This window comes from Nonomuraea rhodomycinica, assembly GCF_013363995.1.
GTDB lineage: Bacteria > Actinomycetota > Actinomycetes > Streptosporangiales > Streptosporangiaceae > Nonomuraea > Nonomuraea rhodomycinica.
In genome coordinates this window covers 494,383-509,718 of record NZ_JABWGO010000001.1, presented here as the reverse complement: position 1 = coordinate 509,718, position 15,336 = coordinate 494,383, and the positions used below count along the sequence as shown (strand labels likewise).

At 74.5% G+C, this 15,336-nt stretch carries 8 protein-coding genes; 3 read left to right on the top strand and 5 right to left on the bottom strand.

The annotated features are described in order from the left end of the window. The first annotated feature begins 386 nt into the window (after nt 1-386). From HT134_RS02450 to HT134_RS02440, 3 genes are all read left to right on the top strand, one after another. The gene (locus tag HT134_RS02450; RefSeq protein ID WP_175598596.1) at nt 387-2,630 is read left to right on the top strand and encodes a hypothetical protein; all 2,244 of its coding nucleotides are present in this window, start codon (nt 387-389) and stop codon (nt 2,628-2,630) included. A 151-nt stretch (nt 2,631-2,781) separates the two neighbouring features. After that, the gene (locus HT134_RS02445; RefSeq protein ID WP_312887928.1) at nt 2,782-6,189 is read left to right on the top strand and encodes a phosphodiester glycosidase family protein; all 3,408 of its coding nucleotides are present in this window, start codon (nt 2,782-2,784) and stop codon (nt 6,187-6,189) included. Nucleotides 6,190-6,350: 161 nt separating this feature from the next. Beyond that, nucleotides 6,351-7,646: an amidohydrolase family protein gene (locus HT134_RS02440; RefSeq protein ID WP_175598595.1), complete on the top strand. Its 1,296-nt coding sequence runs from the start codon at nt 6,351-6,353 to the stop codon at nt 7,644-7,646. A gap of 39 nt (nt 7,647-7,685) precedes the next feature. Here the strand turns inward: HT134_RS02440 and HT134_RS02435 are convergent, their stop codons facing one another. The 5 genes from HT134_RS02435 to HT134_RS02415 form a co-directional block, all read right to left on the bottom strand. Next, on the bottom strand, nt 7,686-8,288 hold the full coding sequence (locus HT134_RS02435; RefSeq protein ID WP_175598594.1) for a hypothetical protein: 603 nt from the start codon (nt 8,286-8,288) through the stop codon (nt 7,686-7,688). A 47-nt stretch (nt 8,289-8,335) separates the two neighbouring features. Then, a complete protein-coding gene (locus HT134_RS47500; RefSeq protein WP_217707147.1) occupies nt 8,336-8,977 on the bottom strand; it encodes a zinc metalloprotease in 642 nt (213 codons plus the stop codon). 234 nt (nt 8,978-9,211) lie between these two features. Further along, nucleotides 9,212-10,741, bottom strand: coding sequence for an L-piperidine-6-carboxylate dehydrogenase (gene amaB / locus HT134_RS02425; RefSeq protein ID WP_175598593.1), 1,530 nt, complete (start codon nt 10,739-10,741; stop codon nt 9,212-9,214). Nucleotides 10,742-10,773: 32 nt separating this feature from the next. Then, complete coding sequence (gene hglS, locus HT134_RS02420; protein ID WP_175598592.1) at nt 10,774-12,240, bottom strand: 2-oxoadipate dioxygenase/decarboxylase; 1,467 nt, start codon at nt 12,238-12,240, stop codon at nt 10,774-10,776. 38 nt (nt 12,241-12,278) lie between these two features. After that, on the bottom strand, nt 12,279-15,194 hold the full coding sequence (locus HT134_RS02415) for an FAD-binding and (Fe-S)-binding domain-containing protein (RefSeq protein WP_175598591.1): 2,916 nt from the start codon (nt 15,192-15,194) through the stop codon (nt 12,279-12,281). Nucleotides 15,195-15,336: the final 142 nt, after the last annotated feature.

Below are 15,336 nucleotides of genomic sequence, written 5' to 3'. Positions count from 1 at the left end.
CGGCATGTGATCAAGGTGATTGTCCACGGGTGCTCCCACTCGACGGATCGCCGTGATTCCAGTCTGCGCCGCCGATCGCGCGAGCGCCAGTGATGGGAGGTCCCGCGCCTGCTCACGCCATAGGCCTGCCGTCGGGGCCGTGCAGGACCGCCAGACATCGGAGGAATGGCCGCTTGAGAGCGACGGCGCACCCCTGTCGGTTGGCACCTGGATCGTCGGGTACGTAGCTGTTCGGAGACCTCGGTCGCACGGGGTCAACGGCATGATCAAACGTGATCGAAAAGGAGAGCGCCCGAGGACGGGCACGTGCTAGGTTTCCGACACTTCCCGACTCGAGCGCCGGGCGGCGGCCGGGGTGTCACAGCCGCGCGGAGCTCCTCATCCGGATGGGGGCACCGACGGTGAGGTGGGCGCTGCTGCTCGCGGCCGCGACGACGCTGTGGCTGGCACAGCCCGCCGCGGCCCATGCCATGGACACGGCCCGGACCACGGCGCAGGCCGCCGGCACAGCCGGGACGACGGCGCAGGCCGCCGGCACGGCCCCCGTGACGCGCGCGGCCGGGACGGCGGGCGCGGACGCGGTGACGCGCGCGAGCGCGGACGGGCGGGTCGTCTTCATCGGCGTGCCCGGCCTGCACTGGAACGACCTCGACCCGGCCCGCACCCCCCACCTGTGGCGGCTCGCGGGCCAGAGCGCGCTCGGCTCGGTCTCGGTCAAGACCGTCGGCACCGTCGCGTGCCCGTACGACGGCTGGCTGACCGTCTCCGCCGGTGTCCGCTCCGCGGTCGGCCACGGCTGCGGCCTGCCGCCGGAGCCCGAGACGCGCGGCGCCGGCGCGGTCGTGCCCGGCTTCCAGGACCTGCGCGGCCTGCGCGACGGCACCTACGCGGGCACGCTCGGCCAGGCCGTCCACGCCGCCGGGCAGTGCACCGCCGCGGTCGGCCCGGGAGCGGCGCTCGCGCTGGCCGACCTGGAGGGCAAGGTGGACGTGTACGCCGCCGAGCCCGCCGCGCTGGCCGACTGGACGCGCTGCCGCGTGACGGCCGTCGACGTGGACGAGCTGATCACCCCGTACCTCTCCGGCGGCGGGCTGCCCGCCGAGCCGGAGGCGCTGGCGCCGGCGCGGCGCGAGGAGGCGGCGCGCGCCGCCGACGCGAAGGTCGGCGAGACGCTGGCCAAGGTCCCCGCCGGAACCGACGTGGTGCTGGCCGGCATCGGCGACCACGGCACCATGCCCCACCTGCGGGTGGCCATGTGGAAGGGCACGCAGGCGACGCCCGGGGCGCTGCTCGGCACCACCTCGACCCGGCGCGACGACATCGTCATCCTGCCCGACATCGCCCCCACCGTGCTGGCCGCCGCCGGCATCGCGGCGCCGCCCACCGTCATCGGCGTGCCCTGGCACCCGGGCGCCGTGCTGACGCTCGACGAGGGCGTCGCCCACCTGCGCGAGTCCGACCTGACCGGCACCACCGTGCGCTCCACGACCGGCCTGTTCTTCACCGGGTTCGCCATCCTGCAGGTGTCGTTCTACGTCACCGCCTACCTGCTGCTCTCGCGCCGCAGGCGCCCCTACGCCGTGGGCGTCGCCGCCCTGGGGGTCGCCTCGATCCCCGTCTCCACGTACCTGGTGAACCTGCTGCCGTGGGTGCGCGCCGGCGTGCCCGCCGCGGCCCTGGTCGGCGGGGTGCTCGGGATCGCGGCCCTGATCGTGCTGGCGGCCCTGGCGGGCCCGTGGCGGCGTCATCCGCTCGGCCCGCCCGCCGTGGTCGCCGGGGTCACCGCCGCCACCCTGGTCGGCGACCTGCTGAGCGGCACGACCCTGCAGTTCAACAGCCTCATGGGCTACACCGCGGTCGTGGGCGGCCGCTACTACGGGCTGGCCAACATCCCGTTCGCGCTGCTGGCCACCGCCGTGCTCATGGTGACCGCCGTCGCCGCCGACCACCTCGTGCGGGTCGGCCGCCGGACGGTCGCGGTGGCGCTGGTCTCGACGCTCGGCCTCGTCGCCATGCTGCTGGCCGGCTGGCCGGGCGTGGGCAGCGACTTCGGCGGCGTGATCGCCTTCGTGCCCGGGATCGCGGTGACGGCGATGCTGGTGGCCGGACGGCGGGTGTCGCTGGTCAAGCTCGCCGGGTTCTGCGTGCTGGGCGGCGTGGTGGTGACGATCATCGCGGTGCTGGACCACACGCGGCCCGTCGCGTCGCAGACGCACCTCGGCCGGTTCGTCGGCCAGGTGATCGACGGGACGTTCCTGCCCATGATCGGCCGCAAGCTCGGGGCGATGCTCAACACCATGCTCTCGCCCAACCTCATGCCGATCGTGATCGTCGGGCTGGCGTTCCTCGTCTTCGCGCTGCTGCGGCCGGCCAAGGTGAGCGCCGGCCTGGTGCCGCAGGCGTTCGCCCGCGCCCCGATGCTGCGGGCCGGCCTCGTCGGTGCGCTGGTCAGCGGCGTGGTGGGCATGCTGGTCAACGACTCGGGCACGGCGGTGCTGTCGATGGCGGTGTCGCTGGCCGTGCCGCTGGTGCTGTACGCGGGCCTGCGCTCGCCGATGCCCGAGCCCGAGCCCGGCGACCCTCGGCCCGACACCCTCGAACCCCACGGCGCGGCCCGCACCCCCGCCTGACGACCCTTCCGCGTGCGCGTCCCCACCCCACGGGCCTTCCGCGTGCGCGTCCCCGCCAACGGGCCTTCCGCGTACGCGCCCGCGCTTGAAGTTTTCTTTTAGTTCATCGCGAAGTCTTGAAAGTTATAGCCACGAGCGATTGAGTTCGGTCGTGCAGACCCTCCGTCATGTGGCCGCCGCCGCGTCCGCGCTCCTGTTAGGAGTCGCGCTCCCGGCGCAGGCCGATCCCCAGCCCCCCGCCGAGGACGCGCTCCAGGCGTCCTCGTACGCTCCCTCCTCCACGCTCCTCGCCGACACCGGCGCCGCGGCCACCGCCGCCACGCAGCGGCTGGAGACCGACAAGCGGACCCGGCCCGTCGCCCCCGGCGTCTCGCTGACCTCCTTCGACCGCTACGACGCGCTCGGCTGGCTGCGCGGCGACGCCGTCACCGCCGACCTCAGCGGCGGCGCGAAGGCCGACTACGTCTACTCCGGCGAGGTCACCAAGACCGAACCGCTGTCCGGCCCCGCCAGGCGCGCCCGCGCCGTCGTGGCCGTCAACGGCGACTTCTTCGACATCAACGCCTCCGGCGCCGCCCAGGGCGTCGGCGTCCAGAACGGCACCCTCATCCAGTCGCCCGTCGCCGGCCACGAGAACGCCGTCGCGATCACCGGCGACGGCGTCGGCCGGGTCCTCAAGGCGTACTTCGAGGGCACCGCCACCCCCGCGGGCGGCACGCCGATCAGGCTCACCCAGTTCAACCAGGTCATCCAGAAGGACGGCGTCGGCCTGTTCACGCCGCTGTGGGGCTCCTACACGCGGGCCCGCGCCGTCGAGGGCGCCTCCGCCGTCACCGAGGTCGTCCTCAAGGACGGCGTCGTGGCCGAGGTGCGGCAGGCGGCCGGCACCGGCCCTGTCCCGGCGGGCACGACCGTCCTGCTGGGCCGCGACGCCGGAGCCGCCGCGCTGGCCGCGCTCAAGGCCGGCGACCGGATCGACGTCGCCTACCGGCCCAAGACGTCCGACGGCAGCGCGCTCAAGGCCGCCGTCGGCGGCAACTACGTGCTGGTCAAGGACGGCGTCGTGCAGAACTCCGCCGACCCGGCCGCGCACCCGCGCACCGCGGTCGGCTTCTCCGCCGACGGCCGCACGATGTACCTGCTGACCGTGGACGGCCGCCAGGCCGACAGCCGCGGCGTCACCCTCAACGAGCTGGCCGCGATGATGGCCGAGCTGGGCGCCGCCGACGCCCTCAACCTCGACGGCGGCGGCTCCTCGACCATGCTCGCCCGCGAGCCCGGCCAGGCCGACGTGCAGGTCGAGAACAGCCCGTCCGACGGCGGCGAGCGGCACGTCCCCAACGGCCTCGCCCTGTTCGCCCCCGAGGGCAGCGGCAAGCTCAAGGGCTTCTGGCTGGAGACCGCCGGCGACCCGTCCCGCGTGCCCGGCACCGGCCCGGTCGCGGGCGGCCGGCCCGACCGGGTCTTCCCCGGCCTCACCCGGCGGCTGACCGCCGCCGGCTACGACGAGACGTACGGTCCCGCCGCCGGCACCCCGGCCTGGCGCTCCGAGCCGGCCGTCCACGGCGTCGTCCGCGACGGGAGGTTCCACGCGCTCGTGCCCGGCCAGGCCACCGTCACCGCCTCGCGCGGCGCCGCCAAGGGCACGCTGGAGCTCACCGTCCTGCAGCCGCTGCAGCGGCTCGGCCTCACCACCGACCGCGTCGGCCTGCCCGGCGCAGGCGGCAGCGCCGCGTTCGGCGTCGTCGGCTACGACCGCAACGGCAACTCGGCGCCGATCGAGCCCGCGGACCTGACCCTGTCCTACGACAAGGACCTGTTCGAGGTGGCCCCCGCCGACCAGGGGTACTTCACGGTCAAGGCGAAGAAGGAGACCGGCTCCGGCCTCATCACCGCCAAGGTCGGCTCGATCAGCGCCGCCGTGCCCGTCACCGTCGGCTTCGAGGACAAGCCGGTCGCCGGCTTCGACGACGCCGCGTCCTGGACGTTCGCCGCGGCCCGCGCCACCGGCTCCCTGTCGGCCGCGACCGGGCAGAGCGGCGGCGGCCTCAAGCTGGCCTACGACTTCACCCAGTCCACCGCCACCCGCGCCGCGTACGCCAGCCCGCCACAGCAGATCGTCGTGCCGGGACAGCCGCAGGCGTTCGGCATGTGGATCAACTCCACCGGCAAGGGCGAGTGGCCCAGCCTGGAGTTCTACGACGCGCTCGGCCAGTCGCAGATCCTGCGCGGGCCGTACCTGACGTGGACCGGCTGGAAGTACGTCGAGTTCGCCGTGCCGGCGGGCGTCAACTACCCGCTGAAGCTGCGGCGCTTCTACGTGGCCGAGACGCGCGCCGACCAGAAGTACACCAACGAGATCGTCATCGACGGGCTCGTCGCCAAGGTGCCGCCGTCGGTGACGGCCCCGGCCGCCGCCAAGGTCACCGACCCGGTGGTCCGGCCGGACGTGGCCGCGATGCCGTGGCGGTTCGCCGTCATGTCCGACGCCCAGTTCGTCGCCCGCGACCCTGACAGCGACATCGTCCGCAACGCCCGCCGCACGCTGCGCGAGATCAAGGCCGCGAAGCCGGACTTCCTGCTCATCAACGGCGACCTCGTGGACGAGGCGTCGCCGGAGGACTTCGCGCTGGCCAAGCGCATCCTCGACGAGGAGCTGGGCGGCGAGCTGCCGTACCACTACGTGCCCGGCAACCACGAGGTCATGGGCGGCAAGATCGACAACTTCAGGGCCGTCTTCGGCGACACGTACAAGACGTTCGACCACAAGGGCACCCGCTTCGTCACGCTCGACACCTCGCGCCTGAACCTGCGCGGCGGCGGCTTCGAGCAGGTCGCGATGCTGCGCGAGCAGCTCGACGCGGCGGCCCGCGACGCCTCGGTCGGCTCGGTCGCCGTGCTGTTCCACGTGCCGCCGCGCGACCCCACGCCCGGCAGGGGCAGCCAGCTCGGCGACCGCAAGGAGGCCGCGCTGGTCGAGCAGTGGCTCGCCGACTTCCAGCGGACCACCGGCAAGGGCGCCGCCTACATCGGCGGGCACGTCGGCACCTTCCACGCCTCGCGGGTGGACGCGGTGCCGTACTTCATCAACGGCAACTCCGGCAAGAACCCGGCCACGGCCGCGGACGACGGCGGGTTCACCGGGTGGTCGCTGTGGGGCGTGGACCCGGTGACGGCGAAGGAGGCCGAGCGGGTCCGGCGCGACTGGTTCGTGGACGCGCCGGCCTGGATCGGCACGCAGGTGCGCCCGCACGTGGACGAGCTCACGCTCACGGCCCCCGCCACGCTCGCCGCCGGCGCCACCGGCCGGGTCGCGGCCGAGGTCAAGCAGGGGACGCGGACCGTACCGGCGGCGTACCCGGTGTCGGCCGCCTGGTCCGGCTCGCCCAACCTGCACGTTGGCCCGGCCCGTACGGCCAAGCCGTGGCACGTGGCGGTGCTCGACCCGCGGACCGGCACGCTGACGGCGCGGCGCGCCGGACAGGTGACGGTCGCGGTCACGGTCAGCGGCGTCACCCGCCAGGCCACGGTCGCGATCAGCGCCAAGGCCGCCGCCTGACGTCCAGCGTCTCGCTGTGCCGCCTCGAGGGCGCCTGCCCCGACCCGGGCGGGCGCCCTCGTCCATGCGGGCGGTCCGCCGTCCCCGGCGTGCCGCATGAGGGGGACGGCGGGCGGGTACGGCGGCATCGGACGCGTGCCGGAACCCGGGGAGGAACGCCCATGGCCGCCGACCTCACCGAGTTCATCGACGAGCTGCCCCTCGTGGACCACCACGTCCACGGCGCCACCGCGCACGACCTGTCCCGCCGCGCGTTCGAGGAGCTGATCACCGAGTCGGACCGCCCGGTGCCGGCCTGGATGACCACGTTCGACTCCCAGCTCGGGCACGCCATCCTCCGGCACTGCGCCCCGGAGCTGGGGCTCGACCCGCACGCCTCGCCCGAGGAGTACCTGGCGCGCCGGGCCCGGCTCGGCGCCGACGAGGTCAACCGGCGGCTCCTCGGCGCCTCCGGCGTCGAGCACTATCTGCTGGAGACCGGCTACCGGGGCGAGGAGATCCTGGGCCCCGGCGGCATGGCCGAGGTCACCGGCGTGCCCGTGGACGAGGTGGTCCGGCTGGAGCAGGTCGCCGAGCAGGTGGCGGCCTCCGGCTGCGGGGCGGGCGCGTTCGCGCGGCGCTTCGCCGAGGCGCTGTGGGAGCGCACCCGTACGGCGCGCGGCCTGAAGACCGTCGTGGCCTACCGCCACGGCCTCGACTTCGACCCGTCACGGCCCTCGGCGGCCGAGGTCACGGAGGCGGCCGGCCGCTGGCTGGGGGAGCGCGAGACGGCTCCGTCCGACGAGCCCCCCGAAGGAATCGAGGGCGGAACCCGGGACGGAACCGAGACCGGTGCGGACGGCGGATCCGGCAGGAGACCGGACAGACGGCTCGGGCTGGTGCAGGACGCGGCGCCGGCGACGGCCGCCGAACCGGGGCGGCGCGGGTGGCGGCTCACCGACCCCGTCCTGCTGCGGCACCTCATCTGGACCGGCCTCGACCGGGGGCTGCCGCTCCAGTTCCACACCGGCTTCGGCGACCCGGACGTGGACCTGCGCCGCGCGGACCCGCTCCTGCTGCGCGGGCTCATCGAACGGGCCGAGCCGACCGGGGTGCCGATCATGCTGCTCCACTGCTATCCGTACGTCCGCAACGCCGGCCATCTCGCCCACGCCTACCCGGCCGTCCACCTCGACGTGGGCCTCGGCGTCACCCACACCGGCGCCCGCGCCGCCGCGCTGGTGGGGCAGAGCCTGGAGGTGGCGCCGTTCGCCAAGCTGCTGTTCTCCTCGGACGCGTGGGGTCCGGCCGAGCTGCACCATCTCGGCGCGAGGCTGTGGCGGCGCGCGCTGGCGCGGGTCCTGGGCTGGTTCGTGGCCGAGGGGGAGTGGTCGGCCGGGCAGGCGGCGCGGGTCGCGGCCATGGTGGGCGCCGGCAACGCCCGCCGCGTCTACGAGCTGACCGCCCCCCGGCCCTGACGCCGTCCCGCTCCAGGACCGAGGGGCGCTCTCACGCTCTCAGTCCTTGGCCGACAACCGCTGCACGTCGGTGTCCTCGAGCTTGACCGGGTTCTCCGGCATCGCCGAGTAGGTGCCCGCCGAGGTGACGACGTACTTGGCCTGCTCCGGGTTGAGCAGCGAGGCCGGCGAGTCGGGATAGGTCTCCAGGAACAGCATGTAGGTGACGCCTGCCTTCAACGGCGTCGCGTCCTGCTCCTCGTACGTCACGCCGTCCAGCGTGCCGCCGAGCTCCTTCACCTGGATGACCTGCCCGACCCGGGCCAGGCCCTTGCGCACCTTGAGCACCTCGACGGAGCTGACCGTCATGACGGTGGGCGGCCCGGCGGGCGGGGTCGCCGGGTCGGGCGTGGCCCCCGCGTTCGGGTTGAGCTGGGGATCGGTCTCGGTCTCGTCGTCCGCCGGTTCGACCTCGGTCATGACGTGCTTGGTGCCGGTCAGCCGGCCCTCGATCACCAGCTTCGCCCCGGCGAACAGCGCGTCGGCGCTGTCGTAGGCCGGATAGTCGGCGGCGTAGACGACCGTCTTCTCCTCCGCCGCGCACGCGGACATGAACAGCACGGCCAGGGCGACCACCCCGAGCCGCCGCATTCGAGCCTTCATCGGCTTCTCCTCCCGTTGTCCTGATGAATGTCGTCGGGCGGAGCCGGTCAGTAATAGGCGTTGACGTCGGAGACGTCGTGCGCCTGCGGTTTGGTCATCGTGTCGCGGTTTCTGCTTCTGTTCATGATGGAGGTCGTGCTGTTGTGCGCGAGATTGAGCGCGTGCCCGAACTCGTGCACGAGGACGCCGGTCACGTAGTTGGAGAAATTGTTCGCGTCGCGGTTGATGGTGCGGGTGTTCAGTTTGATGTACAGGCAGCTGTCGCCGCACCGGGTGTAGTGGCCGTACCACGTGTTCCGATACGACTTCACGGTGATCGTCGAGCCGGAGTTCCGGTTCTTGTAGAGGTCGGCGGGCGAGGACGTGGCGTTCCAGTTGGCCAGCGCCTTGTTCATCGGCTTCTGCCAGGTGTCGTTGTAGTTGTAGGGGTAGATGCCGATGCGGGCGATGAGCTGGCCGGTCCCGTTCCAGTGGGCGGACGCGGGGGTCGCGCTCACGCTCACGCACAGGATTCCGGCGAGAGCGGCGGCCAGCGTGCGCGTGACTTTTCGTTTCGCGCTCCGGGCGCGGGGTGCTGACAATGCCACGATCCACTCCGATTCTTTTCGGGCAGGGCGGAACAGCGTGACGGGCGAAGGAATGGCGGGGTGACCGGTCACGCCCGGACGGGCGGCCGGCACGGTTTTCACCGGGACGTTGTGCGGATTATCGGTTCACATCGGCGGAAACCGTTTGCACGCTGCGACGGTACTCGACGCCCAGTTATGCGCACAAGATCAACGCAGAGTTCCGGGAACCATCGTCTCCGTCATATCGGCCGGTCCTCCCGTACGGCCGGAGCGGGCCCGGATATCGATCCTGAAAAATCGCTGTGAACCCGGGGCGCGGGGCGTCCGGCCGGGCGCCCCGGGGGCCCGGAGGATCTAGAGGAAGCTGACGTTCTGGGCCAGGGTGAGCCGGTCGGAGTAGTTCACCGTGGCGGTCGAGCGCCGCATGTAGGCCCGCCACGCGTCCGAGCCGGACTCGCGCCCGCCGCCCGTCTCCTTCTCCCCGCCGAACGCCCCGCCGATCTCGGCCCCGGACGTGCCGATGTTGACGTTGACGATCCCGCAGTCGGAGCCGGTCGCCGAGGTGAACAGCTCGGCCTCGCCCACGTCCCGGGTGAAGACGCTGGACGACAGCCCCTGGGGGACCGCGTTGTTCAGTTCGATCGCCTCGTCCAGCGTGCGGTACGTCTGGACGTACAGGATCGGGGCGAACGTCTCCTCCCGCACGATGCCGTTCTGCCCCTCGACGCGCACGAGCGCCGGCTCGGCGTAGAAGGCGGCCGGCGCGGCGTCGGCCAGGCGGCGCCCGCCGCCGGCCAGCAGCTTGCCGCCCTCGGCCCGCGCGGTGTCGAGGGCGCGCCGCATCGCCTCGTGCGCCTGCCCGCTGATGAGCGGTCCGACCAGCGTGGCGTCGGCGAACGGGTCGCCGATGGGCAGCCGGCCGTACGCGGAGGTCAGCCGGTCGAGCAGGGCGCCGGCGACGTCCTCGTGCGCGATGAGCCGCCGCAGCGTGGTGCAGCGCTGCCCGGCCGTCCCGGCGGCGGCGAACACGATCGCGGACGCGGCGAGGTCCAGGTCGGCCGACGGGGCGACGACGGCGGCGTTGTTGCCGCCCAGCTCCAGCAGCGCGCGGCCGAAGCGCGCGGCGACGCGGGGGCCGACCTGGCGTCCCATGCGCACGGAGCCGGTGGCGCTGACCAGGGCCACGCGCGGGTCGTCGGCCAGCAGCTCGCCCAGAGCGCGGTCGCCGAGCAGCAGCCGGTGCACCTCGCGCGGCGCGCCGGTCTCGTCGGCCGCCCTGGCGAGCAGCCGGTCGCAGGCCAGCGCGGTGAGCGGGGTGAGCTCGGACGGCTTCCACACCACGGTGTCGCCGCAGACCAGGGCGACGGCGGTGTTCCACGCCCACACGGCCGCCGGGAAGTTGAACGCCGAGATGACGCCCACGACGCCCAGCGGGTGCCAGGTCTCGGTGAGCCGGTGGCCGGGCCGCTCGGAGGCGATGGTGCGCCCGTAGAGCTGGCGCGACAGGCCCACGGCGAAGTCGCAGATGTCGATCATCTCCTGGACCTCGCCGAGCGCCTCCGAGCGGATCTTGCCCGCCTCGATCGTGACGAGGTCGGCCAGGTCCGCCTTGTGCTCGCGCAGCAGGTCGCCGAGCCGGCGCACCAGCTCGCCGCGGCGCGGCGCGGGCACGGCCCGCCAGGACCGGAACGCGGCGTGCGCGGCGGCGACCGCCTCGTCGGCGGCGTCGGGGGTGGTGGCGGCCAGGTCGAGCAGGTTCTCGCCGGTGACGGGCGTGCGGGCGCGCACGCCGTGGCCCTCGGCGGGGACGGCGTCCAGGCGGGCCAGGACGTCGAGGGCGCGCCGCCGCAGCGCGTCGGTGGAGGGGAGTGCGGTCGTGGTCATGGACGGTCTCCGTGAGTGGGGGCGGTGGTCGTTCAGGGGATGGCGGGGAGGCCGAGGGCGCGGGCGGCCTGGTCGAGGGAGCGCTCCTGCTGGGCCTCGTAGAGCGCGAACGGGTCCAGCACCTCGCGGCCGATCGCCTCGGACAGCAGCCCGAGGTCGTAGCCGGCGCCGGTGAGGCTGTCGTCCTTGATGCCCTCGCCGCTGAGGTTGGACTGGAAGATCCCGGCCGCCGAGCGGGGCAGGAAGTCCTCGTACACGATGGGCTCGGCGCGCAGCCAGCCGGCGTCCAGCAGCTCGGCGAGGTCGGCCACCGGCGGGCGGCCGTCGCGCGGGCGGTCCTCGACCGCGTGGTAGGTGAAGAACCCCATGCGGCGCACGGCGAGGTCCCGCTCGGAGGCGGGGAACTCCCGCTCCCACAGGTCGCGGGCCACCGCGTCGCGCCGCGCGGACGCACCCCGCCCGGCCCCGTCCGGCGACCCGCCGGACCCGCCCGAGCCGCCGGAAGCGCTCGCGGCGGCCGGGACGGTCTCGCGGGCCAGGTGGTCGGCGCGGGCCAGCAGGTCGTCGTAGAGGCGGCGCCCGTCGCGGGTGAGCGCGATCCCGCGCGCCTCCACCTCGCCGAAGCGCACCCGCAGCGACCCCGTCGTCACCCTCCCGTCCGGCTCCCGCAGGACGCGCGGCTCGGCCAGCGCCCGGAACGACGTCTGCCGGAGCAGCACGTCGGGGCCCGGCCAGCGGGGCGGCCCCTGGATCGCGTCGATCATGGTGATGCCGTGCCCGGTCATCCGCCGGTACAGGTCGTCGATGTCGAGCACGCGCGGCGTCAGGTGGTTGATGTGCGTGCTCGCCACCCCGCCGATGTCGGCCGCGACCGCCGACACGCGCTCCAGCTCCTCGTACCAGGCCCGGTCGATCGGCTCGGTGGACAGCGCGAACGCCTCGACGGCCAGCCGCAGGAAGCGCTCGGCCCGCTCCTCCGGCAGCCCGCCCGCGGCCTCCGCCTCGTCGGCCAGCTCCAGCAGCTCCGGCGGGAACAGCCGCCTGGCCGACAGGAACGCCTCCAGCCGCCCCCGCAGGCCCGCGTCGAAGAAGCGCGGATCGCCGGGGGTGAGCATCGAGGTGAACACCCGGAACGGATTGGTGGCCAGCTCGTCCTCCGTCACCGGCCGGAAGGCCGTCGAGACGACGGGCACGGCGCTGGAGGCCGTGTCGCGCAGGTCGTAGAAGCCGACCGGCCGCATCCCCATCGCCCCGAAGATCCGCGCCACCTGCCGCAGCTCGCCGGGCGTGCCGACGCGGATGGCGCCGTGCCGCTCGGCCGTGACCCGGCCGATGGAGCCCAGCCGTTCCGCCCCGGCCCCGGCCCGCCGCAGGACGTCGAGGTTGACCTCCTGCGAGACCTCCACGAGCGTGCGGTACGCGGGGACCTCCCGGCCGTACATCTCGGACAGGCGGCGCGCGAACGCGGCACGCAGCCGCCCCTGGGTGATCGATGACATGCGTTGCCTTTCCCGGTGGTACGCGAGGACGATCGGGGTCAGAGGGCGTCGGCGATCAGCTCGGCGAGATGGGTGGCCCGCCGCCCGGCGCCCTGGGCGATCTGGGTGCGGCAGCTGAAGCCGTCGGCCAGCACGGCGGTGTCCGGCCCGGCGGCCCGCACGGCCGGCAGCAGCACCTGCTCGCCCGCCGCCACCGACACCGCGTAGTGCTCGCGTTCGAACCCGAAGTTGCCGGCCAGCCCGCAGCAGCCCGACTGCAGCAGGGTGTTGTCCACGCCCATGCGCCGCAGCAGCTCGGCGTCGGCGTCGAAGCCGCTCGTGGCGTGCTGGTGGCAGTGGGTCTGGCTGATCGAGCGGCCCCCGGCCCGGGGCGGCTGCCAGCCGGAGCGGACCAGCAGCTCGGCCAGGCCCACGACCGACCCGGCGAGCAGGCGGGCCCGCCCGTCCTGGTGGAGCAGCTCGGGCAGGTCCGTCCGGAGCGCGGCCGTGCAGCTCGGCTCCAGCCCGACGACCGGCACGCCGGCCTCCAGCGACGGCCCGAGCGCGTCCAGGGTGCGGCGGCCGAGGCGGCGGGCCGTGCCGAGCTGGCCGGTGGTGAACCAGGTCAGGCCGCAGCACTGCGTGCCCGGCGGCACGCGCACCTCGTAGCCGGCGCTCTCCAGCACCCGCACGCCGGCGCGCAGCACCGACGGCGCGAAGTGGTTGTTGAAGGAGTCCACCCAGAGCGTCACCGGCCCGCGCGGCGCCTCGCCCTGCGGCGCGGGCCGGCGCCGGAACCACGACAGGAACGTCCGGTCGGCGAAGCGGGGCAGCTCACGCTCGGCCGCGATCCCGCCGAGCCGCTTGACCAGCGGCGACAGGCGCGAGGACAGCACCGCGTTCACCAGGCGCGGCATCCGCGAGGCGGGCCGGGCCAGCAGCGGCAGCCAGCCCATCGAGTAGTGCGAGGCGGGCCGCGGGCGACGGCGGTAGTGGTGGTGGAGGAACTCCGACTTGTAGGTGGCCACGTCCACGCCCACGGGGCAGTCCACGCTGCACCCCTTGCACGACAGGCACAGGTCGAGCGCGTCGAGCACCTCCGGCGAGCGCCAGCCGGTCGTGATCACCTGCCCCTGCGTCATCTCGTACAGCAGGCGGGCGCGCCCGCGCGTGGAGTCCTTCTCGTCGAGCGTGACGCGGTAGCTGGGGCACATGACGTCGCCCCGCTGCTCGGCGGTGCGGCACTTGCCGACGCCGACGCAGCGGCGGGCGGCCCGGGCCAGGTCTCCGCCGTCGGCGTGCAGCGGCAGGACGGTGGCCAGCGGGATCGCCGGCCGCCGCGGGTCCACGCGCAGGTCGCCGTCCACCGGCCGGGGCCGCACGATCATGCCCGGGTTGAGCCCGCCGTCGGGGTCCCACAGGTCCTTGAACCGCTCGAACAGCGCCATGACCTCCGGCCCGTACATGAGCGGCAGCAGCTCCGAGCGGGCCTGGCCGTCGCCGTGCTCGCCGGACAGCGAGCCGCCGTGCTCGGCCACCAGCCGGGCCGCGTCCGTGACGAAGGACCGGAACGTCGCCACGCCCTCGCGGGTGCCGAAGTCGAAGTCGATCCGCACGTGCAGGCAGCCCTCGCCGAAGTGGCCGTAGACGGCGCCGCGCAGCCCGTGGCGGTCCATGAGGGCGGTGAAGCCGCGCAGGTACGAGCCGAGCCGCGCGGGCGGCACGGCGGCGTCCTCCCAGCCGGGCCACGCCTCCGAGCCGTCGGGCATCCGGGTCGCCAGGCCGGCCCCGTCCTCCCGGATCCGCCACAGGCGCCGCGCCCGCTCCGGGTCGGTGACGGTCAGCGCGCCGGTGAACCCGGCCGCCCGCCCCGCGCTCTCGCCCAGGGCCAGCGCCCGTTCCGGCAGCTCCGCCGGCTCGCCGCCGAGCTCGGCGAACAGCCACGCCTGTCCCGGCGGCAGCGCCTCGATCTCGGCCCGCGTCGCCGGGCGGGTCACGATGCCGGTCAGCGCCCGGTCCAGGCCCTCCAGGGCCAGCGGGCGGTGCTCCAGCAGCGCGGGGACCGCGTCCGCGGCCTCGCCCGCCCCCTCGAACCCGAGGACGACCAGGGCGCGCGCCGGCGGCGGAGCGACCAGGCGCACGGTCGCCGACAGGATCACCGCGCACGTGCCCTCGCTGCCGGCCAGCGCGCGCGCCAGGTGGAAGCCATGCTCGGGCAGCAGGTGCTCCAGCGCGTAGCCCGACACCTGGCGGGGGAAGCGGCCGAGGCCGGTCCGCAGCGTGGCGAGGTTGCCGCGGGCCAGCTCCGCCAGCGCGCCGACCAGCCGGCCGCGTTCGCCGCCCTCGGCCACCGCCGCCGCGACCTCCTCCCCGGTCATCGCGCCGATCCTCAGCACGGTCCCGCCGTAGGTGAGCACCTCCAGCTCCACCAGGTTGTCGGCGGTGCGCCCCCAGGCCAGCGAGTGGGAGCCGCACGCGTTGTTGCCGATCATGCCGCCGAGCGTGCAGCGGCTGTGCGTGGACGGGTCGGCGCCGAAGAGCAGGCCGTGGGCGGCGGCGGCCGCCTGCAGGTCGTCCAGGACGACGCCGGGCTCGACGGTCGCCGTGCGCGCCTGCGGGTCCACCGCGAGGACGCGGTTGAGGTGGCGGGAGAAGTCGAGCACCACGCCCGAGCCGACGGCCTGGCCGGACGTGCTCGTCCCCGCGCCGCGCGAGGTGATCGGCACGCCCAGGCGGCGGCACACCGCGACCGCCTCGACGACGTGCCGCCGCTCCCGGGGGAAGACCACGGCCATGGGGACGCGCCGGTAGTTGGAGGCGTCGGCGGAGTACTGGGCGCGCCGGCCGGCGTCGGCCGCCACCTCGCCGCAGCCGGCCTCGCGCAGCGCGGCGACCAGGCGCCCGAGCTGCGCGGCCGCGCCGCCGCCCTCGTCCCCGGCGGTCGTACGGGTCTCGCCGGCGGCCGTGCCCACCATGTCCCCCTCGTCGTGCCTCGTCGTCCGGATCCCTGCGTCCCACCTTGCGGGGACGTCCGGCCGAAACCAAGACCCGGCAGACCGACAGATTCCCGCCCAAGCCCAAGCAACACTTACGCTCAGCCCCGACGCCCCGATCAGC

Bases quoted from the DNA above. Each gene is read 5' to 3' on its own strand.
- HT134_RS02450 (WP_175598596.1), top strand. From the start codon at position 387: ATGGGGGCACCGACGGTGAGGTGGGCGCTGCTGCTCGCGGCCGCGACG.
- HT134_RS02440 (WP_175598595.1), top strand. From the start codon at position 6,351: ATGGCCGCCGACCTCACCGAGTTCATCGACGAGCTGCCCCTCGTGGAC.
- HT134_RS02435 (WP_175598594.1), bottom strand. From the start codon at position 8,288: ATGAAGGCTCGAATGCGGCGGCTCGGGGTGGTCGCCCTGGCCGTGCTG.
- amaB (WP_175598593.1), bottom strand. From the start codon at position 10,741: ATGACCACGACCGCACTCCCCTCCACCGACGCGCTGCGGCGGCGCGCC.
- hglS (WP_175598592.1), bottom strand. From the start codon at position 12,240: ATGTCATCGATCACCCAGGGGCGGCTGCGTGCCGCGTTCGCGCGCCGC.
- HT134_RS02415 (WP_175598591.1), bottom strand. From the start codon at position 15,194: ATGGTGGGCACGGCCGCCGGCGAGACCCGTACGACCGCCGGGGACGAG.